Here is a 23,237-nt window from a genome sequence, read left to right on the forward strand (position 1 = left end):
TTTAAGGGCGACTCCAAGCTCCACGATTCAAGTCTAAATTAGACTGGTCTCGGCCCAATAAATTGGCTAGAGCGTTGATTATACGGCACAAGTTGAATGACAATGGGGTATTGTTAAGTCCCTTGCCAGTCTGGCGAGAGATAAAAGTATGAAATCGACCCCATCCCCCAAGCCCCAAACTAAGCCAATGAGTAGGCCCGCCAAGACCAAAATCCCGGTTGCCCCAGCGGTTCGCTTGGAAACGATCGGACCCGAAGAGGCTGGACAGCGTCTAGATAACTACCTCTTGCGCTGGGCTAAGGGCGTCCCCAAAAGTCATGTATATCGGATTATTCGCTCAGGTGAAGTGCGGGTCAATAAAAAAAGAGCAGAGCCCACAACCCGTCTCATTGAAGGTGATGTCGTTCGAGTACCCCCCGTCAGAATTGCGGAACCAGCCCAAATTGCGGCTGCGAATTCTGCTCAAACTCAATCCCGTGCCCAGGGCTTTTCTGACAAGATGCCAATCTTATTTGAAGATGAGGCTTTACTGATTGTCGATAAGCCACCAGGACTAGCTGTGCATGGTGGCTCCGGAATTGCGCTTGGCGTGATTGAGACACTTCGTATTACTAGGCCCGAACTGAATTTTCTAGAATTGGTACATCGCTTAGATCGAGATACTTCTGGCGTTTTAATGTTGGCTAAGAAGCGCAGTGCTTTAGTAGAGATGCACCGGCAAATTCGGGAAGGCCACACCGATAAACGCTATTACCTTTTAGCGCATGGTGCAATTGATGCTGGTCCAGGCACCATGCAGCTGAAATTTCCACTCCATAAGTATTTATTGCCTAATGGTGAGCGTCGGGTGAGAGTTGATCCTGAAGGACTACCTAGCCATACCGCCTTGCGGCTTGTCAAAAAGTTGCAACAAGGGGATGTTGCAATCAGTTTTGCTGAGGCGCAATTAAAGACGGGCCGTACCCACCAAATCCGGGTGCATTTACAAAAACTGGGGCATGCCATTTTGGGTGATGATAAGTATGGCTTTGAGGACGCAGATAAACGGATTAAATCCAAGCGACTCTATTTGCACGCTCATCTAGCAGGCTTTACCCATCCGCGAACGGGAGAAAAAATGCGTATTGAGTCTCCCTTGCCTGCAGAATTCGCAGCCATGATGCAAAGCTTTGAGCAGTAGTATGACCAAAGCGCCAAAATTGAACCGACGCTATGACCTCATTGTTTGGGACTGGGATGGTACGATCATGGATTCCACGCCAACGATTGTGAACTGCATTCAACAGGCCTGCCGTGACTTAGGTTTCAAGGAGCCAGATGATTCTTTAGCAAGCTCAGTGATTGGCTTGGGGATTCAGGACTCACTAAGACGGGCAGTGCCTTGGATTGAGCCCGTTCATTTTCTGAAACTGACAGACCGTTTTCGCTTTCATTATTTAGCCAAAGATCACGAGCTCCATTTATTTGAAGGTATCCGTGAGCTGCTAGAGGATTTGCGTAATGAAGGTTACTTATTAGGTGTTGCTACCGGAAAGTCGCGCGTAGGCTTAGATCGCTCTCTTGAATTTCATCAATTAGGCCATGTCTTTCATGAGACTCGCACTGCAGACGAGTCCTTTTCAAAACCGCATCCTGGCATGCTCTTAGAGTTATCGGATGTAATGCAAGTGCCAACACGCCGGATGCTGATGATTGGTGACACTACACACGATCTGGATATGGCTAATAATGCAGGAGTCGATGCGATTGCCGTAACTTATGGGGCACATCCCCCAGATACTTTGCGAGAAGCAAAGTCCCTGATCCATGTGGATAATGTTTCTCAATTATCACAGTGGTTAAAACTGAACTTAATAGAGCAATAAAGGCTTGGAAGGCACTCATGGAAAATAATCAGAACCCAAATCCTAACTGGGAGCGTCAAGCACTCGAGCATTTGCTCCTTGAAAATCTCAAAGAGAGTCGGAGAGGCCGTCGCTGGCGTGTTGTCTTTAGAGTCGTCACGCTGCTAATCATGATTGGTATTGCCATCTCATTATTTGATTTCCATTTACCCGGTCATGGTATGGGCGTTGAAAAACATACCGCCTTGGTTTCTCTAGAGGGCGAGATTTCTTCAAGTTCAATGGCTAACGCAGAAGACATTAATGCATCATTGGATGCCGCCTTTGAGAATGAGCACAGTGCTGGTGTCATTCTGCGCATTAATAGTCCTGGTGGTTCGCCAGTCCAGGCTGGCATGATGAATGATGAGATTCATCGCTTGCGCAAGCTTCATCCCAACAAACCCTTTGTGGTTGTAGTCGAGGATATTTGTGCCTCAGGCGGCTATTACGTAGCAGTCGCGAGTGATCAGATTTTGGTCGATAAAGCCAGCTTAGTGGGTTCAATCGGCGTCATCATGGAAGGCTTTGGTTTTACTGGCTTGATGGATAAGTTGGGTGTGACTCGTCGCATGATTACTTCGGGATCTAATAAAGGAATGATGGATCCCTTCACCAAAGAAAATCCAAAACAAGTTGAGATGGTACAAACCATGATTAATGAAATTCATCAGCAATTCATTAATGTAGTGAAAGAAGGACGAGGTAATCGTCTGAAAGATGCACCAGATCTCTTCTCAGGACGCGTTTGGAATGGCGAACAAGCAGTCAAGCTTGGCTTAGCTGACGGCTATGGCACGGTCGATTCGGTTGCGCGCGATACCTTCAAGGCTCCAGACATTTTGGATTACACCGTGAAAGAAAACTTTGCTGAGAGAGTAGCAAAGCGTTTTGGTGCCGAGGCAGGAACGGCTGCTGGTAAAGCTATCGTGAAAGCTTCAGATCTGCACTAGGCCAATATTAAAAATACGGCTGGCCGGTTTTGTAAAGATGCGCAAGCTGCCTCATTTGGGTAACGCTTGCGCCATTCAGAAATACTTAGAGTGCTAATTGCCTCAGTTGGCAGCGTGAGGTCGATCCCAATGCAGAGTTTTGTTTGTGGCGATAGGTTACTCAAGCAAGCCATCACCATTACAGTATTGCGATAGGGCGTTTCAATCCAGAGTTGAGTCTGTTGTAATTTTCTGGACTCCAGCTCGAGTTGCTTAAGCTTGCTAACGCGCTCTTGATTGTCATGCGGCAAATACCCTTGGAATGCAAAGCGTTGTCCGTTCAAGCCGCTGGCCATCAAACCCAATAAGAGCGAGCTTGGGCCAACCAAAGGTTTCACTTTAGCCCCCAGTTGATGCGCAGCTAATACCAATTCCGCACCAGGGTCGGCAACACCAGGTACACCTGCCTCTGACATCAGCCCCATATCTTTTCCGGCAAGCAGGGGCTTGAGTAGATCCGCTGCTTTAATTTCCGCACCATATTTGGCGTTGCGAGCTGCACCACGCCATTCGCTCATTTGCATTTCTTGAATAGGGCATACCAAAGGCGTCACAGTTTCAATTGCTTTGAGTAATGCGCGAGCTGTTTTGGCTTCTTCAACAATCCAATGTTGAAGTTTGGCCGCTTGGCCAATCGTTTCAGATGGGAGCACCCATGCTAATTGCGCCTGACGAGCTTGATCACCCAAAGTATTGGGAACAAGATATAAAGTTCCTAATGAAGAACTCACTCAGTACGCTCTTTGCTGTTGGGAATTAAAAAACCTGCATCGCGTAATAAACCACTGAGTGCAATCAAAGGTAAGCCAATGAGTGCAGTTGGGTCGTCGCTACGAATGTATTCCAAAAGGCTGATACCCATAGCTTCGGACTTGGCACTGCCGGCGCAGTCATAAGGCTCTTCAGCATGTAAGTAAGCTTCGAGAACATCATCTTTGAGATTACGAAATTTCACTTCAGTCGGAATACAAACAGTTGTTCCTATATCCCCGCGCATTAAACACAAAGCAGTATGAAAGGTGACTATTGAGCCACGCATGAGTTGAAGTTGTGCGAGTGCGCGTTCAAAGTTGCCTGGCTTGCCGATAGCTGCTCCACACAGGTCAGCCACTTGATCTGATCCGATAACCCAAGCTTCTGGATTGAGTGAAGCAACAGCCGCAGCTTTTGCCTTAGCTAGGCGCAAAGCGAGGGTCTGAGTAGTTTCTCCAGCAAGCGGAGTTTCATCTACCTTGGGCGAGACCACCTCAAAAGGAATGCCAAGCCGCCCCAAAAGTTCCTTGCGGTAAACCGAAGTTGAGGCCAAGATCAACCTGGGATTTTTGAAATTGCTCATACTAAAACTTACCTTCATTTAGACTGATGTCATGAATCGTAATCAAGTTTTACCTCAAGTGGTCTTATCAGGCGAACCTAGCTCCTTACGCAAGATCGATTTTTGTGCGCCCCAGACCTATCAAGGCAAAGGCTTCTTGCCTATCGAAGCCTTGCCCCGAGTGGCTGAGGAGGTCTCTGAAGTTGCCAAAGGCGACGGTTTTGACTGGACAATACAGAGTCACTTTACCCATTCGCCTGGCAGCGATCCCAACCCAATTTTGGATCTCAGTCTCAATGGAGAGCTTCATCTGGTCTGCCAGCGCTGCCTCAAGCCTTTTCTTGCGCATCTGGCTGAAAACCGTCAATTTTTGCTGATGGCAAGCGAAGCGGAGGCCGATGCCTATCCCATTGAGGATGATGAGCTAGAGCCCTTGGTAGCTAGTCAGCACTTCAATTTGCTTGAAACCATTGAGGATGAAATCCTCCTTTCCTTGCCTTTAATCCCAAAACACCCTGATGGGGCTTGTTCAGCCCACCTGTCTTCTGTTGACGCCAATGAGACAGAACTTAGCCCCACTGAAAAGCGAGAAAATCCCTTTAACATATTGAAAAATATGAAGAAAAGTTCCTAGATAGCACAGGCAGTTAGGGGGTGGGCTTGAGTCAAATTGCCAATAAATCAAGCATTTAGGCGGTTTTCCATGCTAGAATATCGCCTTGCTTAGGAGTTCAATATGGCCGTCCAACAGAATAAAAAATCACCTTCCAAACGTGGCATGCACCGTGCGCACGATTTCTTGTCCGCACCTGCTAAGGCTGTTGAAGCCACCACAGGCGAGGCGCATTTGCGTCACCACATTTCACCAAACGGCTACTACCGTGGTCGCAAGGTTGTTAAAACCAAAAACGACTAATTTTTAGTCTAATAAAGATCGAAGCGGCTCCCTAAAAAGCCGCTTTTTTCTTGAACATACCCAATTGCAGTATTCAATCAGCTTATGAGTGTCACTCTCGCTATTGATGCCATGGGCGGAGACCATGGGGTCATTGTTACCGTTCCTGCTTGCTGCGACTTTCTAGAAAAACACCCTGATGTCAGAATCTCATTAGTCGGAGATCCTGAAAAACTTAAGCTCGCCCTAAAGCCATACTCCAAAACACTGATCGAGCAGATTCAAATTATTCCTGCAAGTGAGATCGTCTTGATGGATGATCCGATTGAGGTCGCCTTGCGTCGTAAAAAAGATTCTTCGATGCGCGTGGCAATCGAGCAGGTGAAGGAGGGCTTGGCAGACGCTGTAATTTCTTCTGGGAACACCGGTGCTTTGATGGCGATCTCTCGTTATGTTCTTAAAACGCTCGATGGAGTTGACCGTCCCGCTATCGCCACTGCAATCCCTAATGAGTTAGGGCGCGGAACGACGATGCTAGATTTAGGTGCTAATGCAGACTGTGAGCCGATGCATTTATTGCAGTTCGCTCAAATGGCGAGTGTGATGGTTCAAGTAGTTGATGGTAAAGATCGCCCTTCAATTGGGTTACTCAATATTGGTGAAGAGGTGATTAAGGGTAATGAGGTGGTTAAGCAAACCGCTGAACTCTTGCGTGCAAGCAAACTCAATTTCTATGGCAACGTTGAAGGCAATGACATCTTTAAAGGCACAACCGATATCGTGGTTTGTGATGGCTTTGTTGGTAATGTGGTTCTCAAAGCGAGTGAAGGCTTAGCTAAGATGATGAGCGGCTTGATTCGGGAAGAATTTAATCGTTCATTGATGACCAAGATTATGGCAACCTTTGCCATGGTGCCTTTATTGAGGGTACGTAAGCGGGTAGATCATCGTCGCTATAACGGTGCTGTATTGTTAGGTCTTCGGGGCTGCGTCATTAAAAGTCATGGCTCCGCTGATCGTTTTGCTTTTGGTTGTGCTTTGGATCGCGCCTATGAGGCGGCTAAGAACAAAATGGTGGAGCGTATCGCACAAGATTTTGTCGTGGAGACTAAGGCATGAGTATCTATTCTCGGGTAGCAGGCACTGGCAGTTATCTGCCAGAGCAACGCCTGACTAATCAAGATCTGGTCGAGCGCCTAGCAAAGAGTGGTGTAGAAACAAGTGATGAATGGATTTTTAGTCGTAGCGGAATTTCTGCACGTCACTTCGCTGCGAAAAATGAGCTGACTAGCGATCTCGCACTCAAAGCAGCTCAGGCTGCTTTAGCTAGTGCTAGCGCTTCTGCCGATGAAATCGATCTTATTATTCTGGCTACATCTACTCCCGATCACTTGGGTGGATTCCCAAGCACAGCTTGTGTAGTACAAGATAAGCTTGGCGCACATAATCAATGCGCTGCATTCGACGTGCAAGCAGTTTGTGCTGGCTTTTCATACGCTCTAGCGATTGCTGATGCATTCATTCGAACAGGCACTTACAAAAAAGTTTTAGTGATCGGCGCAGAAACCTTCTCACGTATTTTAGATTTTCAAGATCGGACAACCTGTGTCCTCTTCGGAGATGGTGCAGGTGCAGTAGTGCTTGAAGCTTCAACAACTCCCGGAATCTTATCGAGTGCTTTGCATGCTGATGGCAGTCAACGCGACATTCTATGTGTACCAGGCAGAGCAGCTCACGGCGGCGTTGAAGGCTCAGCTTTTATGACCATGGATGGTCAGGCTGTGTTTAAGTTAGCCGTCAAGGTGCTTGAGCAAGTTGCTCATGAAGCGATTGAAAAAGCGGGTCTCAAGTCAGAGCAGATCGATTGGTTAGTGCCACATCAAGCCAATATCCGGATTATGGAAGGCACGGCTCGCAAGATGGGCATGTCGATGGATAAAGTGATTGTGACCGTGCACGAGCATGGCAACACTTCAGCAGCTTCTATTCCGCTCGCATTAGATGCGGGTGTCCGTTCTGGTCAAATACAGCGTGGCCAACATCTTTTATTAGAGGGTGTGGGTGGGGGTTTTGCTTGGGGCGCGGTTGTTCTTAAATACTAAATAACTACTTAATTTCAATACAACTATTCATCACATGACTTTTGCATTTATTTTTCCTGGTCAAGGCTCGCAATCAGTAGGCATGTTGAACACCATCGCACATCGTGCAGAAGTTAAAGCCATCCTGCAAGAAGCTTCTGATGCGCTCAATGAGGATATAGCGAAACTGATTGCTGAGGGCCCTGCTGAGACCTTGTCTTTAACTACCAATACTCAACCCGTCATGTTGACCGCAGGAGTTGCTTTCTACCGCGCTTGGTTGGCAGATGGCGGCACTGCACCCGCCATGATGGCTGGCCATAGCTTGGGTGAGTACTCTGCATTGGTTGCGGCAGGGGTCATTGCATTTGAAGATGCCGTGCCCTTAGTGCGTTTCCGAGCCGAGGCTATGCAGACTGCTGTGCCGGTGGGTACTGGTGGTATGGCAGCGATTTTGGGTTTAGATGATGAGATCGTGAAGCGGGTTTGTGATGAAGCTAGTAAAGCCTCTGGTCAAATAGTAGAAGCAGTCAATTTCAATGCCCCTGGTCAAGTGGTGATAGCAGGTTCAAGCGATGCAGTCACTAAGGCTTGCGAGCTGTTAAAAGCAGCCGGTGCTAAGCGTGCTTTGCCATTACCTGTCTCTGCACCGTTTCATTCTTCACTCTTGCAGCCTGCCTCAGAAAAATTACAGGACTACTTAAGTAGCGTTGTTTTCAATATCCCAAGCATCTCCGTTTTGAATAACGTAGATGTGCAAGTCTTGAACGATCCTGCTGCGATTAAAAATGCTTTGGTCCGTCAAGCTGCCAAACCGGTACGCTGGCATGAAACCATTAATGCGATGGCAAACCATGGTGTCACCCAAGTCATTGAATGTGGCCCTGGCAAAGTGCTAGCGGGTTTAGCAAAACGGATTAATGATCAAGTCACAGGCTTAGCAGTCTTCGATGAGGCTAGTCTTCAAGAAGTATTGCAGGGTGTGAAATAAATCCCCAGTAGACTATCGCTTACGGAATAGAAAAGAATATGAACCTCGATCTCAACGGAAAAATTGCATTAGTTACTGGCGCCTCGCGTGGTATTGGTCAGGCAATTGCTGATGAGTTAATGAAGTGTGGCGCAAAGGTGATCGGTACAGCTACTACAGAGGCCGGCGCTAAAGCGATCGATGAGCGCTTGAAGGGTAATGGTGGCAAGGGCTTGGCGCTCAATGTCACTGACCCAAAGGCTTGTGAAGACATTATCAATTTGCTTGTTAAAGACTTCGGTGGAATCGATGTTTTAGTTAATAATGCCGGCATCACCAAAGATCAATTGGCGATGCGCATGAAGTCTGATGAATGGGCGGACGTGATTGATACAAATCTGAGCGCAGTCTTCAGGTTGTCGCAAGCAGTTTTACGCCCTATGATGAAAGCCCGCGCTGGCCGCATTATTAACATCACCTCGATTGTGGGACATATGGGTAATCCTGGGCAGGCGAACTACGCGGCTGCTAAAGCAGGGGTCTCTGGAATGACTCGGGCGCTTGCTAGAGAAATTGGCAGTCGTAACATTACGGTCAATTGTGTGGCGCCCGGCTTTATCGATACCGATATGACTCGTGCCTTGAGTGAAGAGCAACAAAATGCGCTCAAAGCCAATATTCCTTTAGCCCGTTTGGGCACTCCGGAGGATGTAGCCCAAGCTGTGGCGTTTCTGGCCTCTCCAGCCGCTGGATATATCACCGGAAATACGCTACATGTCAATGGCGGGCTCTATTTGGCTTGATCTCGCTAAGCTATGGATTTCATTGGGTTTTAGCGGATTTGCTGATTTATTCCAGCAAGCTGATAAAATCCTCAAATCGTTTTTTTACAACCCTTGGGGGACTTAATGGATAACATCGAACAACGCGTTAAGAAAATCGTCGCTGAGCAATTGGGCGTCGCTGAAGGAGACATCAAGAATGAGTCTTCTTTTGTGAATGACCTGGGCGCTGACTCTCTTGACACTGTTGAGTTAGTAATGGCTTTGGAAGATGAATTCGGTATCGAAATTCCTGATGAGGAAGCCGAAAAAATCACCACCGTTCAGCTCGCGATCGATTTCGCTAAATCTAAAGCTCAGGGTTAATTCCCGAGCTTAGGACTTTTCGTGTCAGCATCAAATGGCCGACGCCGGGTAGTAGTCACCGGCTTAGGCCTCATTTCACCTGTCGGCAATTCAGTCGATGTAGCTTGGTCCAATTTGCTTGCGGGCAGATCAGGCATTGCGACCATCACCAAATTTGATCATGCAGCTCTAGGCGTTCATTTCGCTGGAGAGGTCAAAGACTTCAATGTAGAAGAGTATGTGTCTGCCAAAGAGGCGCGCCATATGGATACCTTTATCCATTACGGCATTGCTGCTGGTTCCCAAGCGATTCGTGACAGCGGTCTGGAGATCAATGATGTTAATGCCGAGAGAGTCGGCGTGATGGTTGGTTCCGGTATTGGTGGTTTGCCGCTGATCGAAGAGACTGATGCGGAGTATCTGTCCCGTGGTCCTCGTCGCATCTCCCCTTTCTTTGTGCCAGGTTCGATCATCAATATGATCTCTGGCCATCTCAGTATTTTGTTTGGGCTGAAGGGCCCTAACGTTGCCGCAGTGACTGCCTGTACAACGGGTCTGCATAGCATTGGTTTAGCGGCTCGCTTAATTCAGTATGGCGATGCGGATGTCATGGTTGCTGGTGGTGCAGAGTCTACGATTTCACCATTAGGTGTTGGCGGTTTTGCTGCTGCACGTGCACTCTCGACACGCAATGATGATCCCGCTACCGCTTCTCGCCCCTGGGATAAAGACCGTGATGGTTTTGTATTGGGAGAGGGCGCTGGTGTTGTTGTTCTTGAAGAATATGAGCATGCTAAAGCCCGTGGCGCCAAGATTTATTGTGAACTCGTTGGCTTTGGCATGAGTGGCGATGCTTATCATATGACTGCACCTAATATGGACGGCCCACGCCGCTGTATGGTGAATGCGATTCGTGATGCAGGTTTGAACAATGATCAAATTCAGTATCTCAATGCCCACGGTACTTCTACACCTTTGGGCGATAAGAATGAAACCGAAGCAATCAAAGCCGCTTTGGGTGATCATGCTAAGAAGGCTGTGATTAACTCGACTAAGTCAATGACAGGTCATCTCTTGGGCGGTGCTGGTGGCTTAGAGTCCGTCTTTACGATTCTGGCTTTGCATCATCAAAAATCACCACCCACTATCAATATCTTTAATCAAGATCCCGAATGTGATTTGGACTACTGCGCCAATACAGCCCGAGATATGAAGATTGATTACGCCCTTAAAAACAATTTTGGCTTTGGGGGTACTAACGGCTCACTGGTTTTTGGCAAAATAAACTAATATTCAATTCATATTGGCTTCATTTGCATTAACTCGGTAAGTTTAGGGCATGATGAAAAAGTTTCTGATCGTACTTCTGGTTGCTCTTGCTATAGGGCAAGTATTTGTTTCGCCTACTGCGTTTGCGCAAAACCCCCGGGTTACTATTCCTGACTTTGCCGACTTAGTCGAGCGTGCTAGTCCTGCAGTTGTGAATATTCGGACAACAGAAAATGTCGTTATTCAACAAGCCCAGGGCGGTATTCCAGGCATGCCTGAAGATCAGGCTGAATTCTTCCGTCGTTTCTTTGGTGTGCCTATTCCCGGTATACCAAATACCCCAAAACCCCAACAACCTAACTCCGGTAAGCCTCAAGAATCTGAGCGAGGTGTTGGATCGGGTTTCATCATTGATGCGAATGGCTTGATTCTGACAAATGCCCATGTGGTTGAAGGCGCAACAACCATCTATGTGACTCTCACAGATAAACGCGAATTCAAGGCCAAATTATTAGGCATGGATAAACGTACCGATGTTGCTGTGGTTCGAATCGATGCGCATGATTTACCGAAGCTTCCTTTGGGTGACTCTTCAAAGGTGCGTGTAGGCGAGTGGGTCTTGGCAATTGGTTCGCCATTTGGTTTAGAGAACACTGTAACAGCGGGTATTGTTTCCGCGAAGAGTCGAGATACTGGTGATTACTTGCCTTTTATTCAAACAGACGTCGCAGTCAATCCTGGTAATTCAGGAGGGCCTTTGTTGAACACTGCGGGCCAAGTCATCGGAATCAATTCTCAAATCTTTAGTCGCTCCGGTGGATACATGGGAATCTCTTTTGCGATTCCAATTGATGAGGCGATGCGCGTTGCTGATCAGTTGCGGACCAATGGCAAATTGGTTCGAGGCCGGATTGGTGTTGCTTTAGGCGATATGACCAAAGAAGTGGCTGAGAGTTTGGGTCTCGGTAAACCTCGTGGTGCGTATGTGCGTAATGTTGAAGCTGGTGGCCCTGCCGCGGCTGGTGGCATGGAGGCAGGCGATGTCATATTGAGTTTCAATGGCCGTGATATTAATAAAGCAACGGATTTACCGAGAGTGGTAGGTGATACACGGCCCGGAACTGTAGCGATTGTCCAGATCTGGCGGAAGGGTGCTTCACGCGATTTGAGTATTACAGTATCCGATACTGAAAATAACTCGAGTGTCGCTAAGAGATCAGATAGTCCAGCTAATAATTCTGGAGCTACTAATAATGCTTTTGGGGTTGCCGTAACCGAGCTATCCGACACCAAGAAGAAGGACATGGGGCTGAGATCGGGGGTTGAGGTGACCGGCCTAGCTGATGGCCCCTTGGCGCGCGCGGGTATTCGACCTGGAGACATCATTGTGAGGGTTGCTGATACTGACGTCTCAGGGGTAAAACAGTTCGAATCCCTGGTCAAAGGACTTGATTCTAATAGGGCTGTGCCAGTTTTTGTCCGTCGAGGCGATAGCACCCTAGTGATCCCTGTAAGGCCAAAATAAGGCCTTTCTCACCCCTAAATCGGCCTTGGAGCTGGGTTTAGGTTCACCCATTACAATTCCCATAAGACGACTTTTTGCAGCGCATCATAGTGGTGTGTTCTGATAAGGCGTTTTTTGAAGGACCTTACAAGACGCCATGGATTTAATCCGCAATTTCTCAATCATCGCCCACATTGATCACGGCAAGTCGACCTTGGCTGATCGCATTATTCAATTATGCGGTGGACTTTCTGATCGTGAGATGGAAGCCCAGGTTTTGGACTCGATGGATATTGAGCGCGAGCGTGGCATCACCATCAAAGCCCAAACTGCAGCTCTCAATTACAAAGCCAAAGATGGCAAGATCTACAACCTCAATCTCATTGACACCCCGGGGCATGTTGACTTCTCTTATGAAGTCAGTCGTTCACTTTCGGCATGTGAGGGTGCGCTGCTCGTAGTCGACGCTAGTCAAGGGGTCGAAGCCCAAACTGTAGCCAACTGTTACACCGCAATTGAGCTTGGTGTTGAGGTGGTGCCAGTGCTCAATAAGATTGATTTGCCCCAAGCCGATCCTGAGCGCGCTAAACAAGAAATTGAAGATGTGATTGGTATTGATGCAACCGATGCCGTGACTTGCTCTGCTAAAACCGGCCTGGGTGTGGCTGAAGTCATTGAAGAAATGATTCGGCGTGTACCAGCACCCAAGGGAGATGCATCTGCTCCTTTACAAGCCTTAATCATTGATTCTTGGTTTGATAATTATGTTGGTGTCGTGATGTTGGTTCGGGTCGTAAATGGCACTCTTAAACCCAAAGACAAAATTCTACTGATGGCAAACGGCTCTACCCATTTGGTTGAGCATGTTGGAGTCTTTAGCCCTAAATCAGTTGATCGCCCAGAACTTTCTGCGGGACAGGTGGGATTCATCATCGCGGGCATTAAAGAACTCAAGGCTGCCAAAGTCGGCGACACGGTAACACATGCGCCCGGTCAACAAGGTCGAACGCCTTCTCCAGAGCCATTACCAGGATTTAAAGAAGTGAAGTCCCAGGTCTTCGCTGGACTATATCCGGTTGAGGCAAGTGAATACGATCAGTTGCGTGAGTCATTAGAAAAACTCAAACTCAATGACGCCTCGCTCTTGTATGAGCCCGAAGTTTCTCAAGCACTGGGTTTTGGATTTCGCTGTGGCTTCTTGGGCTTGCTCCACATGGAGATCGTCCAAGAGCGTTTAGAGCGTCAGTATGGAATGAATCTGATTACGACTGCGCCAACAGTGGTTTATCAAGTTAAGCAATCTGATGGCGAAATCTTGATGGTGGATAACCCATCCAAGATGCCAGAGCCGAGTAAGACCGATACGATTTATGAACCTATTGTTACCGTCAATTTGTACATGCCACAAGAGTATGTTGGTTCCATCATTACTTTGTGCGTAGGTAAGCGGGGCATTCAGACTGGGATGAACTATCTCGGCCGCCAAGTGCAGTTGACCTATGAGTTACCGATGGCAGAAATTGTGATGGATTTCTTTGACCGCTTAAAGTCAATTTCTCGTGGTTATGCATCGATGGATTACGAGTTCAAGGAATATCGTCCTGCCGATGTGGTGAAGGTGGACATCTTGATTAATGGCGATCGCGTTGATGCCTTGTCAGTGATTGTGCACCGAAGTAATAGCCAGCATCGTGGTCGTGAAGTCGTCGCTAAGATGCGCGGCATTATTCCGCGTCAAATGTTTGATGTCGCAATTCAGGCGGCCATTGGTAGCAATATTGTGGCTCGTGAGAATGTCAAAGCACTTCGCAAGAACGTTCTGGCTAAATGCTATGGCGGCGATATTTCTCGTAAACGTAAATTATTAGAGAAACAAAAAGAGGGTAAGAAGCGCATGAAACAGGTTGGTAACGTAGAGATTCCTCAAGAGGCGTTTCTTGCCATATTGCAGGTGGACGATTAATGAACTTTGCTCTGATTCTATTTGTGCTCGTGATCATCTCAGGCATTGCTTGGGTTGCCGATAAATGGCATTTCGCACCCCAACGCCGCGCTGCTGGAATTGAGCGGATGCCTTTGTGGCTGGAGTACACCGCCAGCTTCTTTCCAGTGATCTGCGCTGTTTTTGTTTTGCGCTCGTTTATTGTTGAGCCTTTTAAGATCCCTTCCGGCTCGATGATCCCGACTTTACAAATCGGTGATTTCATCTTGGTTAATAAGTTTACCTATGGCATCCGCTTGCCGGTGATCAATAAAAAAGTCATTCAATTAGGCTCTCCACAGCGCGGTGACGTTGTAGTGTTCCGCTACCCACGCGATGAGTCGGTCGATTACATCAAACGAATTGTTGCTCTACCAGGCGATGTGATTGAGTATCAAGACAAGCGTTTAAAAATTAATGGCCAAGCATTAAGTTATAGCGGCGGCGAATCTTATCTCGATCCCGAAAGCATGCGTTATGACAAGCGCTTTACGGAATCATTCCCTGCGGATCTAGGTGGTAATCATCACGAGATTATTAATGATCCTGATCGCCCAGCAGGAATGTTCCCGGCTGAGCGTTTTCCCGGATTTGAAGCCTGTCACTATATCAATGCCGGTTTAGTTTGCACAGTTCCACCTGGAAGCTATTTTGCGATGGGTGACAACCGCGATAACAGTGCTGACTCCCGTTATTGGGGTTTTGTACCTGATCAAAATATTGTTGGTAAAGCCTTCTTTGTTTGGTTGAACTTAGGCTCACTAAGTCGTATTGGCGGCTTTAACTAAGCTATGAACGCACGCGCTGTCATCGATATCGTCCCGCTACAAGAGCGCTTGGGGTATACCTTCAAGAAGCCTGAGCTGTTGACGCAAGCCCTGACACACCGTAGTCATAGTAAAAAGAATAATGAGCGCCTTGAGTTTTTAGGAGACTCCGTTCTCAATTGTGTGGTTGCTGAAATGCTGTATGAGCGTTACTCTGATTTAGATGAGGGTGATCTGTCCAGGGTACGCGCCAACCTTGTAAAGCAGCAAGCGCTATATGAAATCGCACAATCACTCGCTTTATCAGACTATCTTCGTTTAGGCGAGGGGGAGCTTAAGAGCGGGGGCTTTAGACGTCCTTCAATCTTGGCAGATACCTTGGAAGCAGTTACAGGAGCAATTTTCTTGGATGGTGGCTTTGATTCTGCAAAAGACTGTCTACGCAAACTCTACTCATTGATCTTGCAAAATGTAGACCCTAAAACATTAGGTAAAGACGACAAAACCCTTTTGCAAGAATGCTTGCAAAGCTATCAGCTACCACTACCAACGTATAACGTGACAGGCACTAGCGGCGCTGCTCACAATCAACAGTTTGAAGTGGAATGCTTAATTCCGAATCTCAAGATTACCGTTAAGGGCGAGGGCGCCTCACGCCGAGCAGCAGAGCAAGGTGCGGCAAAGTTGGCACTGGCTGCAATACTCAAAGCCTTGCCACAGGAATCTCGTAAACCCAAGAAGACCAGAGCAGCTAAGAAGAAGGCCGCTAAGCAAGATGCTGGTGAAGAGCAGTTGAATTTAAAGCTGAAGGGCTAACTGTGTTTAGATGCGGCACTATTGCTATTGTTGGTCGTCCCAATATGGGCAAGTCAACTTTGATCAATGCTTTAGTTGGGCAGAAGATCAGTATTACTTCTCGGAAAGCACAAACTACCCGACATCGTATTTTAGGTATCCAGACAAGGGAAAATGCCCAGTTCATTTTTATTGATACGCCCGGCTTTCAAACGCGCTTACTCAATACACTCAATAAAGCGCTTAATCGCACGGTGACTACTGCCTTACAAGATGTGAATGTGGTTTGTTTCATTATCGAGGCGGGCTATTGGGGCGAGGATGATAAGAAAGTATTAAAACTCTTGCCCGCTGATATACCCGTTGTCTTGATACTCAATAAGCTTGATCTCTTTAATGGCCGTTTCCAAGCACCATCGGAGCGTGATCAGGCTTTATTAAATTTCATGAAAGACATGAGTCGTCCTTGGAGTGAATTAGGTGGTCACGAAGATCAGGATAAATGCGAGTTTGCTGAGATCGTCCCAATGAGCGCTAAAAGTCCTCCTGACATTGCACGCTTGCTAGATGTCCTAGAGGACTACCTACCAGAAGCTGAAGCAGTTTACGATCCAGACACTTTGACTGACCGTAATGAGCGTTTCTTAGCAGCTGAGATTTTGCGTGAGAAAGTTTTTCGTTTTACTGGGGATGAGTTGCCCTATACCAGTACGGTAGTCATTGATCAGTTCAAGATGGATGGTCGAATGCGCCGTATTGCTGCCACGATTCTGGTGGATCGGGATAGCCACAAGGCCATGATCATTGGTGAGAAAGGCGAGCGCCTCAAAAAGATATCAACCGATGCTCGGATTGATATGGAAAAATTATTTGATGGCAAGGTGTTCTTAGAAACTTGGGTCAAAGTCAAGCGTGGCTGGGCTGATGATCGCGCTGAACTCCGGGCGCAAGGTTTGGAATAAATGGCTTCGATCCGGATCGTTGATGAGCCTGCTTTCGTGTTACACAGTATTCCCTATAAAGAGACTAGCCTAATCCTAGACGTCTTCACCAGACAGCACGGCCGCATGGCTCTGATAGCGAAAGGTGCAAAGCGTCCACACTCCGTTTTGCGACCTGTACTGCAACGCTTTCAGCCACTATTGGTTTCTTGGAGCGGTAAATCTGAACTACGTACCCTAACTAAGTCGGAATGGGTTGGAGGTACGCCTGCCTTAGTAGGCGATGCTCTGCTCTGCGGTTTTTACCTCAATGAGCTCTTAGTCAAATTCCTAGCTCGAGAGGATGATTATGAAAGACTCTATGACCGCTATACCGAGACAATCACTGCGTTGTCCAATCTCGAGTTTGAATCTAAGGGCCTAGAAGAAATTCTGCGACCTTTTGAGTTGGCGCTCTTGCAAGAAACGGGTTATGCAGCCGCTTTAGATCGTTGTGTAGAGACACAAAATAAGCCAGAACCAGACTTGCAATATGTTTACCAGCCCGAGAAAGGGGTTAGGCCAGTCCAAGCCGATGATCCCTCTCATTGGCCAATATTGAGTGGGCAATCCCTACTGAATATTGCAGCGGGTAATTTTTCTGATCCAGTGACTCTTGCAGAGAGTAAACAGTTGATGCGATTTTTACTAGGGCTCCATCTTCAGGATCAAGTGCTCACTACCCGCCAGATCTTGATTGATCTCAAGAAAATCTAGCCTGCCCATAAATTCCAGTAATCTATCGCCATGAGCCCTTCCCCAACCCTTGAGCTTGGCATCAATATCGATCACGTAGCTACCTTACGCAATGCGCGGGGTACGCTTTACCCAGACCCGATTCGGGCTGCTCAATTGGCAGAAGAAGCAGGCGCAGACCTAATCACTTTGCATTTGCGTGAGGATCGACGTCATATTAAAGATGCTGACCTCTTGGCTTTGCGTCCACTAATTAAGACCCGCATGAATCTAGAGTGCGCTGTTACTCCTGAGATGCTTGCTATTGCCTGTCAAGTAAAGCCACAGGATGTATGCCTAGTTCCTGAAAAACGGGAAGAAGTCACAACGGAGGGTGGTTTAGATGTGGTGACGCATTTTGCTGCAGTGAAAGCGGCGACACAACAATTAAAAGCTGTTGGTATTCGGGTATCTCTCTTCATTGATCCTGAAGAAAAGCAGATTCAGGCTGCCAAAGATGCTGGGGCTAGTGTGGTTGAACTTCATACGGGTCCTTATGCCGATCTTTCTGGAGCAGAGCAGGCCGCTGAGATAGAACGTATTAAAAAAGCTGCTCAATTTGGTAAAAGTTTAGGCCTCAGAGTCAATGCCGGTCATGGCCTAAATGAAAACAATGTTCTACCTATAGCCGCTATTGCCGAGTTATCTGAACTGAACATCGGCCATGCGATTGTGGCGGAGGCTTTATTCAAAGGCTTGGAAAAAGCTATTGCAGATATGAAAGCCTTGATGGTAAAAGCAAGGCAAGTCCAATCATGATCATAGGTATTGGCACTGATATTTTGAAGATCGAGCGCTTGCAAGCGGCCTATGATCGTACGCAAGGACGATTAGCAGAAAAAATTCTGGGCCCTGACGAGATGCTGGTCTTCAAAGCCCGCTTAGCCCGCAACCACAAGCGGGGTATAGCTTTCCTGGCAACCCGGTTTGCTGCCAAAGAGGCTTTCTCAAAAGCGATTGGTCTAGGCATGAGAATGCCAATGACTTGGAGATCATTACAGACTTTGAATGAAGTGAGCGGTAAACCAGTAACAAGTTATTCAGGCGCCTTAGCACGCTTCATGACAGAAAAACAATGGCAGGCGCAAGTCACTGTCAGTGATGAACTCGATATGGCTATTGCTTTTGTAGTTGTGACTGAACAAAATTAACTAGGACTATCAATGGCGCAAAATCTTCATCAATCTTCTCCGGGCCCAGTGACTCTGGACGTTATCGGTTTAGAGCTTAACGCCGAAGATCGCCGCCGAATCCTGCATCCACTAACAGGCGGAGTGATTTTATTTGGTAGAAACTTTTCTAATCGCAAGCAACTGAGTAAACTCACTGCAGAAATTAAGAAGCTACGTCCTGATGTTTTGATTTCGATTGATCATGAAGGCGGTCGAGTACAACGTTGTAAAACTGATGGCTTCACGCATCTGCCTGCGATGCGCAAGCTAGGTGAGATTTGGATGAGCAAGAGTCAAGCAAGCCTTCCTGCTGAGTCTGCAGCCTTGGCGATGGCAGCTGCAACAGCCTGCGGCTATGTATTAGCAGCAGAGCTTAGGGCTTGTGGTGTTGATTTCAGTTTCACGCCGGTACTAGATTTAGATTTTGGGCGCAGTGCCGTCATTGGTGATCGTTCATTTAGTCGCGACCCCCAAATTGTTTTTGCTCTAGCTAAAAGCCTGAATGAAGGTTTGCGTATGGCAGGTATGGCCAATTGCGGTAAGCATTTTCCAGGCCATGGTTGGGCAGAAGCAGATTCTCATATCGCCATTCCGGTCGACGAGCGTTCTCTAGAAGAAATTCTCAATGATGATGCGAAGCCTTACGAGTGGCTTGACCTGAGTTTGGCTGCGGTGATGCCTGCACATGTGATCTACCCAAAGGTAGACAAACTGCCTGCGGGTTTCTCCAAAATATGGCTTCACTCCGTCTTGCGTCAAGAATTAGGTTTTCAGGGTGTGATCTTCAGTGATGACCTCTCCATGGAAGGCGCTAGCGTTGATGGTTCAGTCGTCAAAGGCGCTGAGTTGGCTCTGGATGCTGGTTGTGATGCAGTCTTGATCTGTAACCGTCCAGATCTTGCGGATGAGTTGCTTGCTAAGCTTAAAGTTTCAGCAGCAAAGCAATCTGAATCGAGATTGCGTTTAAATCGTTTGATGCCAACAGCCAGTGCAGCTAATTGGGATGGGTTACAAAAGCAGGCTGAATATCAGCATGCCAAGGGCTTACTCGTAGAGTTTGACTTGATCAAATAATAAAGCCCGCTACTAGCGGGCTTTATTAAGATCTGAGGCTTGGTAATTAATTGGCGCGACTGCGGTATTCACCAGTGCGGGTATCAATTTCAATCTTGTCGCCAGTGTTACAGAACAAGGGGACCTGTAATTCATAACCAGTGGCAAGCTTAGCGTTCTTCAATACTTTGCCTGAACTGGTGTCGCCTTTAACTGCTGGCTCGGTGTAAGTAATTTCACGAACCAAAGAGTTTGGCATTGCGACAGAAAGCGCTTTACCTTCATAGAACACCACTTCACATGGCATTCCTTCTTCGAGGTAATGGAGTGCATCACCCATAAATTCTGCTTCAACTTCGTATTGGTTGTATTCAGAATCCATAAAGACATACATTGGGTCGGCAAAGTAAGAATAGGTGCAATCTTTCTTCTCCAGGATTACGACATCGAACTTATCATCCGCTTTGTAAACACCTTCGTTAGGCGCGCCAGATATCAGGTTTTTAAATTTCATCTTCACAACGGAAGAGTTGCGACCTGAGCGGCTATATTCAGCCTTTAATACAACCATAGGATCGGTACCGAGCATTACTACGTTACCAACGCGGAGTTCTTGTGCTGTTTTCATCTTGCTATTCCTGAGGGCAGATCAATAATCTGCGATTTTTATCAAAGACAGCATTGTAACCGCCCGCAGACCTAGTCCACAGGGGGTTAACTCACGAACTTGACCAAACGTGCTGCCAAGCCCCCATCACCTTGTTTTTCCAGTAAATCTGCCTGCCAAGCCTTGGCATGTATGGTCCAGCCATCTAACTCCGAAAACCAGGTATGGGGCAGTGCCCAATTCATGGCATTTCGGCAAGCATTCTGTAAAGGCGCACCTGCGCAAGCAAGATAGAGCTCTAAAAAGGCTGCCAATTTGACTTGATGTGCTTGATCACCCTGTGGATAGATATGCCAAATAAATGGCTTACCAACCAATTGAGCGCGGATAAATGAATCTTCTCCACGAACGATATTCAAGTCACACTGAGCAAGAAACCAGTCGTAATCATCTTGAGAAATAAATGGTATTGAAAGCACTTGAATGCTGGGAGCCAGCTCAAGAGATTCTTTAGAACCCATCTTTAAAAGCTCAGCATGGCCATGAGTGAGAATCACATCGATTGGCTCACCTATTGAACCCAAGTCTTCAATCCATTTGCGCAGTGGGAAGCCAGGGTAGCAGAACACGCTAATGCGCTTTGCACCAGGCCGCAGCTTCCCCCAAGTATTCATCAAGCTCTTAGGAATATTGCTTGCAGCTTGAAATTGTTCGGTAGGAATAGGATCAACAAGGATGCCCCCCGCAGCCTCCTGAAATCCAGGAAAGAAAAAATATTTCGGTATTCCATGGGCTTGAGGTGAAGCCTTTGCATGAAAGCCCAGCACCCAAGGTTCAGCACTCAGATATTCCAGATTAATAATGACTGGCTTTTTGGGGGCGATCAGCAAGCCTGATAGATAGCGTTCAGGTAAATCGCAGCCGAATGCTTCAATCACAACATCGGGGGGTTCAATAGGGTGGCGCGCATTTTCAAAACTGGCCTCCCAAGACTCTGTTCTGATTTTCTCCCCAATCTCTACTGGACAGCCTTGGGCGAGTAAATTGAGGGTTGGCAGGTCATCGCAAAAAATACGGACCTCTTGACCATAAAGACTTGTTAAGCTTCGGGCTAGACGCCAGCAAATACCGGCATCACCATAGTTATCGACGATTTGGCAGAAAATATCCCAACGCATGAGTAATTCGCTTTTTGAAACCCTTCAGCAGGACGTTAAACGGCTTCCCGGATTGCCGGGGGTATATCGCTTTTTTGATGAAGCAGGACATATTCTGTATGTGGGTAAGGCCCGCAACCTCAAAAAGCGTGTATCGAGTTATTTTCAGCGCACCCAGTTATCTCCACGAATTCAAAATATGGTGCGCAAAATTGCCCGCTATGAAACGACGGTAACACGAACTGAAACCGAAGCCTTAATTTTAGAAAACAATCTGATTAAGGAGTTGTCGCCGCCGTTCAATATTTTGTTCCGGGATGATAAATCTTATCCCTATGTCATGCTCACAGGCCATACATTTCCGCGCCTAGCTTCATATCGTGGCAAGGTAGATAAACGCAACCGTTACTTTGGTCCTTTTCCAAATTCATGGGCAGTCCGTAATAGCGTGCAGATTCTGCAGAAAGTATTTCGCTTACGTACTTGCGAAGACTCTGTGTTTAAGAATCGTAGTCGTCCTTGCCTACTCCATCAAATTCATCGCTGTAGTGCACCCTGTGTGGGGCGACTGAGTGAAGAGCAGTATGGGCAGGACGTTATGCAGGCAACCCGTTTCTTAGAGGGCGACCATAGTCGCGTGCTATCTGAATTAGAAAAAGAGATGGAAGCGCATAGCGAGGCGATGGAATTTGAAATGGCTGCTGTCATGCGGGATCGTATTGCTGACCTCTCTAGTGTTCTGCAACAGCAATCGATGGATACTGTCGCCGATGGCGAGGGTGACGTTGACATCATCGCAGTGGCGCAGATGGAGGGAATGATTTGCGTCAATCTGGCAATGGTGCGCGGTGGCCGCCACTTGGGGGATAGGCCGTATTTCCCTAAAGGTCTGCGAATGTCTTCGGGTGAACAAGCCAGCCCAGCAGAAATCTTAGAAACCTTTATTCAGCAACATTACTTAGAGGATGAGCCGACCGAGGGGGGAGCAAGTACGACTAATTTAATTCCCCCTGTCTTTATTCTGAATCACTCTTTGCAGATTGCAGCTGAAGATGGTGGGTCTTCTGAAGATAAATCAGTCGAGAGTTTACAAAGTTTATTAAGCATCCAAGCAGGTAAAAAAATTACCTTCTTACATCAACCCCAAGGTCAGCGTCGCCACTGGTTAGCTATGGCAGAGGGCAATGCCAAGCTTGCACTCACCAAGCGCTTGGTAGAGACAGGAGGGCAGTTAGCCCGCGCCCGAGCGCTAGCGGATGTTCTGAGCTTAGATCTAGAAAATCTGGAGCAACTCCGCATTGAGTGCTTTGATATTAGTCACACCTCTGGTGAGGCAACTCAAGCATCCTGTGTGGTGTATGCCAAGAACGATATGCAATCGAGTGAATACCGTCGTTTCAATATTGACGGCATCACTCCTGGAGATGATTACGCAGCGATGCGTCAAGTCTTGCAAAGACGTTATGCCAATTTTCAAGAATTACCCGTTGATAAATTACCGCAAGTGATTTTGATTGACGGCGGTAAAGGGCAGGTTGAGATGGCCAGACAAGTCCTCACTGAATTCGGTATGGATATTAGTTTGATTGTGGGTGTTGCTAAGGGTGAGGGGCGTAAGGTAGGTTTAGAGACGCTCATCTTTGCTGATGAGCGTAAACCGCTCGAGTTGGGCATCGATAGCGCAGCCTTATTATTGGTTGCGCAAATTCGGGACGAGGCACATCGCTTTGCAATCACTGGTATGAGAGCCAAACGTGCTAAGGCCAGAACAGTTTCTCGTTTGGAAGAGATTGAGGGTATTGGGGCAAAGCGTCGTCAAAAACTCTTGGCCCGTTTCGGGGGCTTACGTGGCGTAGCTGGTGCTACCGTTGAAGAAATTGCTGGAGTAGATGGAATCTCAATGACTCTGGCAGAGCAAATCTATCGACAGCTACACTGATTTCTGGAGTCCTGC

Annotated in this window: 25 protein-coding genes; 21 read left to right on the forward strand and 4 right to left on the reverse strand. The window is 47.4% G+C overall.

The window, feature by feature from the left end:
* Positions 1-148 precede the first annotated feature (148 nt).
* The 3 genes from Pas1_RS02525 to sppA are packed head-to-tail and all read left to right on the forward strand — an operon-like array spanning position 149 to position 2,836.
* Positions 149-1,180 (forward strand): RluA family pseudouridine synthase, encoded by a 1,032-nt coding sequence (locus Pas1_RS02525; RefSeq protein WP_112237473.1) that lies wholly within the window; start codon positions 149-151, stop codon positions 1,178-1,180.
* Position 1,181: 1 nt separating this feature from the next.
* Complete coding sequence (locus Pas1_RS02530; RefSeq protein ID WP_112294411.1) at positions 1,182-1,865, forward strand: HAD-IA family hydrolase; 684 nt, start codon at positions 1,182-1,184, stop codon at positions 1,863-1,865.
* Positions 1,866-1,882: 17 nt separating this feature from the next.
* Positions 1,883-2,836, forward strand: coding sequence for a signal peptide peptidase SppA (gene sppA, locus Pas1_RS02535; protein WP_112204705.1), 954 nt, complete (start codon positions 1,883-1,885; stop codon positions 2,834-2,836).
* Here sppA and Pas1_RS02540 read toward each other — a convergent pair.
* Both Pas1_RS02540 and Pas1_RS02545 read right to left on the reverse strand, forming a co-directional pair.
* Positions 2,833-3,606 carry an SAM-dependent methyltransferase gene (locus Pas1_RS02540; RefSeq protein WP_112209536.1) on the reverse strand — a complete coding sequence of 258 codons (774 nt, stop codon included), beginning with the start codon at positions 3,604-3,606 and terminating at the stop codon, positions 2,833-2,835. The genes sppA and Pas1_RS02540 overlap by 4 nt on opposite strands.
* Positions 3,603-4,211, reverse strand: a complete 609-nt coding sequence (locus Pas1_RS02545) for a Maf family nucleotide pyrophosphatase (RefSeq protein WP_112294412.1) — start codon at positions 4,209-4,211, stop codon at positions 3,603-3,605. The genes Pas1_RS02540 and Pas1_RS02545 overlap by 4 nt, the downstream gene beginning before the upstream one ends.
* A gap of 31 nt (positions 4,212-4,242) precedes the next feature.
* Here Pas1_RS02545 and Pas1_RS02550 point away from each other — a divergent pair, with 31 nt between their 5' ends.
* The 17 genes from Pas1_RS02550 (at position 4,243) to nagZ (ending at position 19,540) form a co-directional block, all read left to right on the forward strand.
* The gene (locus tag Pas1_RS02550; protein ID WP_112294413.1) at positions 4,243-4,824 is read left to right on the forward strand and encodes a YceD family protein; all 582 of its coding nucleotides are present in this window, start codon (positions 4,243-4,245) and stop codon (positions 4,822-4,824) included.
* Positions 4,825-4,926: 102 nt separating this feature from the next.
* A complete protein-coding gene (gene rpmF / locus Pas1_RS02555) occupies positions 4,927-5,106 on the forward strand; it encodes a 50S ribosomal protein L32 (RefSeq protein ID WP_112294414.1) in 180 nt (59 codons plus the stop codon).
* Positions 5,107-5,190: 84 nt separating this feature from the next.
* Positions 5,191-6,204 (forward strand): phosphate acyltransferase PlsX, encoded by a 1,014-nt coding sequence (plsX, locus tag Pas1_RS02560; RefSeq protein ID WP_112209533.1) that lies wholly within the window; start codon positions 5,191-5,193, stop codon positions 6,202-6,204.
* Entirely contained in the window at positions 6,201-7,187 is a 987-nt protein-coding gene (locus Pas1_RS02565; RefSeq protein WP_112294415.1) for a beta-ketoacyl-ACP synthase III, read from the forward strand. Before plsX ends, Pas1_RS02565 begins: the two co-directional genes overlap by 4 nt.
* Positions 7,188-7,221: 34 nt before the next feature.
* Positions 7,222-8,157: an ACP S-malonyltransferase gene (gene fabD, locus Pas1_RS02570; protein ID WP_112294416.1), complete on the forward strand. Its 936-nt coding sequence runs from the start codon at positions 7,222-7,224 to the stop codon at positions 8,155-8,157.
* Between the two features lie 38 nt (positions 8,158-8,195).
* Entirely contained in the window at positions 8,196-8,939 is a 744-nt protein-coding gene (gene fabG, locus Pas1_RS02575) for a 3-oxoacyl-ACP reductase FabG (protein ID WP_112204691.1), read from the forward strand.
* 105 nt (positions 8,940-9,044) lie between these two features.
* Complete coding sequence (gene acpP, locus Pas1_RS02580) at positions 9,045-9,284, forward strand: acyl carrier protein (RefSeq protein ID WP_028819177.1); 240 nt, start codon at positions 9,045-9,047, stop codon at positions 9,282-9,284.
* A gap of 21 nt (positions 9,285-9,305) precedes the next feature.
* Complete coding sequence (gene fabF, locus Pas1_RS02585; RefSeq protein ID WP_112237483.1) at positions 9,306-10,553, forward strand: beta-ketoacyl-ACP synthase II; 1,248 nt, start codon at positions 9,306-9,308, stop codon at positions 10,551-10,553.
* 49 nt (positions 10,554-10,602) lie between these two features.
* Positions 10,603-12,057, forward strand: coding sequence for a Do family serine endopeptidase (locus tag Pas1_RS02590; RefSeq protein WP_112209529.1), 1,455 nt, complete (start codon positions 10,603-10,605; stop codon positions 12,055-12,057).
* A gap of 136 nt (positions 12,058-12,193) precedes the next feature.
* Positions 12,194-13,999 carry a translation elongation factor 4 gene (gene lepA / locus Pas1_RS02595; protein ID WP_112204686.1) on the forward strand — a complete coding sequence of 602 codons (1,806 nt, stop codon included), beginning with the start codon at positions 12,194-12,196 and terminating at the stop codon, positions 13,997-13,999.
* On the forward strand, positions 13,999-14,805 hold the full coding sequence (gene lepB / locus Pas1_RS02600) for a signal peptidase I (RefSeq protein ID WP_112209528.1): 807 nt from the start codon (positions 13,999-14,001) through the stop codon (positions 14,803-14,805). The genes lepA and lepB overlap by 1 nt, the downstream gene beginning before the upstream one ends.
* A 3-nt stretch (positions 14,806-14,808) precedes the next feature.
* Positions 14,809-15,600: a ribonuclease III gene (rnc, locus tag Pas1_RS02605; RefSeq protein WP_112209527.1), complete on the forward strand. Its 792-nt coding sequence runs from the start codon at positions 14,809-14,811 to the stop codon at positions 15,598-15,600.
* A gap of 44 nt (positions 15,601-15,644) precedes the next feature.
* Positions 15,645-16,541: a GTPase Era gene (gene era, locus Pas1_RS02610; protein WP_244973719.1), complete on the forward strand. Its 897-nt coding sequence runs from the start codon at positions 15,645-15,647 to the stop codon at positions 16,539-16,541.
* Positions 16,542-17,276, forward strand: coding sequence for a DNA repair protein RecO (gene recO, locus Pas1_RS02615; protein WP_112237487.1), 735 nt, complete (start codon positions 16,542-16,544; stop codon positions 17,274-17,276).
* Positions 17,277-17,306: 30 nt separating this feature from the next.
* Positions 17,307-18,053 (forward strand): pyridoxine 5'-phosphate synthase, encoded by a 747-nt coding sequence (gene pdxJ / locus Pas1_RS02620; protein WP_112237489.1) that lies wholly within the window; start codon positions 17,307-17,309, stop codon positions 18,051-18,053.
* Entirely contained in the window at positions 18,050-18,445 is a 396-nt protein-coding gene (acpS, locus tag Pas1_RS02625) for a holo-ACP synthase (protein WP_112204674.1), read from the forward strand. The genes pdxJ and acpS overlap by 4 nt, the downstream gene beginning before the upstream one ends.
* Positions 18,446-18,457: 12 nt before the next feature.
* Complete coding sequence (gene nagZ / locus Pas1_RS02630) at positions 18,458-19,540, forward strand: beta-N-acetylhexosaminidase (RefSeq protein ID WP_112294418.1); 1,083 nt, start codon at positions 18,458-18,460, stop codon at positions 19,538-19,540.
* Between the two features lie 46 nt (positions 19,541-19,586).
* On the opposite strand, the gene efp is transcribed toward nagZ, so the two are convergent.
* Both efp and earP read right to left on the reverse strand, forming a co-directional pair.
* Positions 19,587-20,147: an elongation factor P gene (gene efp / locus Pas1_RS02635; protein ID WP_112204670.1), complete on the reverse strand. Its 561-nt coding sequence runs from the start codon at positions 20,145-20,147 to the stop codon at positions 19,587-19,589.
* An 86-nt stretch (positions 20,148-20,233) separates the two neighbouring features.
* Positions 20,234-21,304 carry an elongation factor P maturation arginine rhamnosyltransferase EarP gene (gene earP, locus Pas1_RS02640; protein WP_112294419.1) on the reverse strand — a complete coding sequence of 357 codons (1,071 nt, stop codon included), beginning with the start codon at positions 21,302-21,304 and terminating at the stop codon, positions 20,234-20,236.
* Between earP and uvrC the strand changes: the two genes are divergently transcribed.
* Complete coding sequence (gene uvrC, locus Pas1_RS02645) at positions 21,303-23,222, forward strand: excinuclease ABC subunit UvrC (RefSeq protein WP_112294420.1); 1,920 nt, start codon at positions 21,303-21,305, stop codon at positions 23,220-23,222. The two genes, earP and uvrC, sit on opposite strands and share 2 nt — an antisense overlap.
* Positions 23,223-23,237: the final 15 nt, after the last annotated feature.

Origin of the sequence: Polynucleobacter paneuropaeus, assembly GCF_003261235.1 — a bacterium.
Taxonomy (GTDB): domain Bacteria; phylum Pseudomonadota; class Gammaproteobacteria; order Burkholderiales; family Burkholderiaceae; genus Polynucleobacter; species Polynucleobacter paneuropaeus.

Excerpts from the sequence above, each read along its gene's own strand:
- Pas1_RS02525 (WP_112237473.1), top strand. The coding sequence starts at position 149 with ATGAAATCGACCCCATCCCCCAAGCCCCAAACTAAGCCAATGAGTAGG.
- Pas1_RS02530 (WP_112294411.1), top strand. The coding sequence starts at position 1,182 with ATGACCAAAGCGCCAAAATTGAACCGACGCTATGACCTCATTGTTTGG.
- sppA (WP_112204705.1), top strand. The coding sequence starts at position 1,883 with ATGGAAAATAATCAGAACCCAAATCCTAACTGGGAGCGTCAAGCACTC.
- Pas1_RS02545 (WP_112294412.1), bottom strand. The coding sequence starts at position 4,211 with ATGAGCAATTTCAAAAATCCCAGGTTGATCTTGGCCTCAACTTCGGTT.
- Pas1_RS02550 (WP_112294413.1), top strand. The coding sequence starts at position 4,243 with ATGAATCGTAATCAAGTTTTACCTCAAGTGGTCTTATCAGGCGAACCT.
- rpmF (WP_112294414.1), top strand. The coding sequence starts at position 4,927 with ATGGCCGTCCAACAGAATAAAAAATCACCTTCCAAACGTGGCATGCAC.
- plsX (WP_112209533.1), top strand. The coding sequence starts at position 5,191 with ATGAGTGTCACTCTCGCTATTGATGCCATGGGCGGAGACCATGGGGTC.
- Pas1_RS02565 (WP_112294415.1), top strand. The coding sequence starts at position 6,201 with ATGAGTATCTATTCTCGGGTAGCAGGCACTGGCAGTTATCTGCCAGAG.
- fabD (WP_112294416.1), top strand. The coding sequence starts at position 7,222 with ATGACTTTTGCATTTATTTTTCCTGGTCAAGGCTCGCAATCAGTAGGC.
- fabG (WP_112204691.1), top strand. The coding sequence starts at position 8,196 with ATGAACCTCGATCTCAACGGAAAAATTGCATTAGTTACTGGCGCCTCG.
- acpP (WP_028819177.1), top strand. The coding sequence starts at position 9,045 with ATGGATAACATCGAACAACGCGTTAAGAAAATCGTCGCTGAGCAATTG.
- Pas1_RS02590 (WP_112209529.1), top strand. The coding sequence starts at position 10,603 with ATGATGAAAAAGTTTCTGATCGTACTTCTGGTTGCTCTTGCTATAGGG.
- lepA (WP_112204686.1), top strand. The coding sequence starts at position 12,194 with ATGGATTTAATCCGCAATTTCTCAATCATCGCCCACATTGATCACGGC.
- lepB (WP_112209528.1), top strand. The coding sequence starts at position 13,999 with ATGAACTTTGCTCTGATTCTATTTGTGCTCGTGATCATCTCAGGCATT.
- rnc (WP_112209527.1), top strand. The coding sequence starts at position 14,809 with ATGAACGCACGCGCTGTCATCGATATCGTCCCGCTACAAGAGCGCTTG.
- era (WP_244973719.1), top strand. The coding sequence starts at position 15,645 with ATGGGCAAGTCAACTTTGATCAATGCTTTAGTTGGGCAGAAGATCAGT.
- recO (WP_112237487.1), top strand. The coding sequence starts at position 16,542 with ATGGCTTCGATCCGGATCGTTGATGAGCCTGCTTTCGTGTTACACAGT.
- pdxJ (WP_112237489.1), top strand. The coding sequence starts at position 17,307 with ATGAGCCCTTCCCCAACCCTTGAGCTTGGCATCAATATCGATCACGTA.
- acpS (WP_112204674.1), top strand. The coding sequence starts at position 18,050 with ATGATCATAGGTATTGGCACTGATATTTTGAAGATCGAGCGCTTGCAA.
- nagZ (WP_112294418.1), top strand. The coding sequence starts at position 18,458 with ATGGCGCAAAATCTTCATCAATCTTCTCCGGGCCCAGTGACTCTGGAC.
- efp (WP_112204670.1), bottom strand. The coding sequence starts at position 20,147 with ATGAAAACAGCACAAGAACTCCGCGTTGGTAACGTAGTAATGCTCGGT.
- uvrC (WP_112294420.1), top strand. The coding sequence starts at position 21,303 with ATGAGTAATTCGCTTTTTGAAACCCTTCAGCAGGACGTTAAACGGCTT.
- earP (WP_112294419.1), bottom strand. The coding sequence starts at position 21,304 with ATGCGTTGGGATATTTTCTGCCAAATCGTCGATAACTATGGTGATGCC.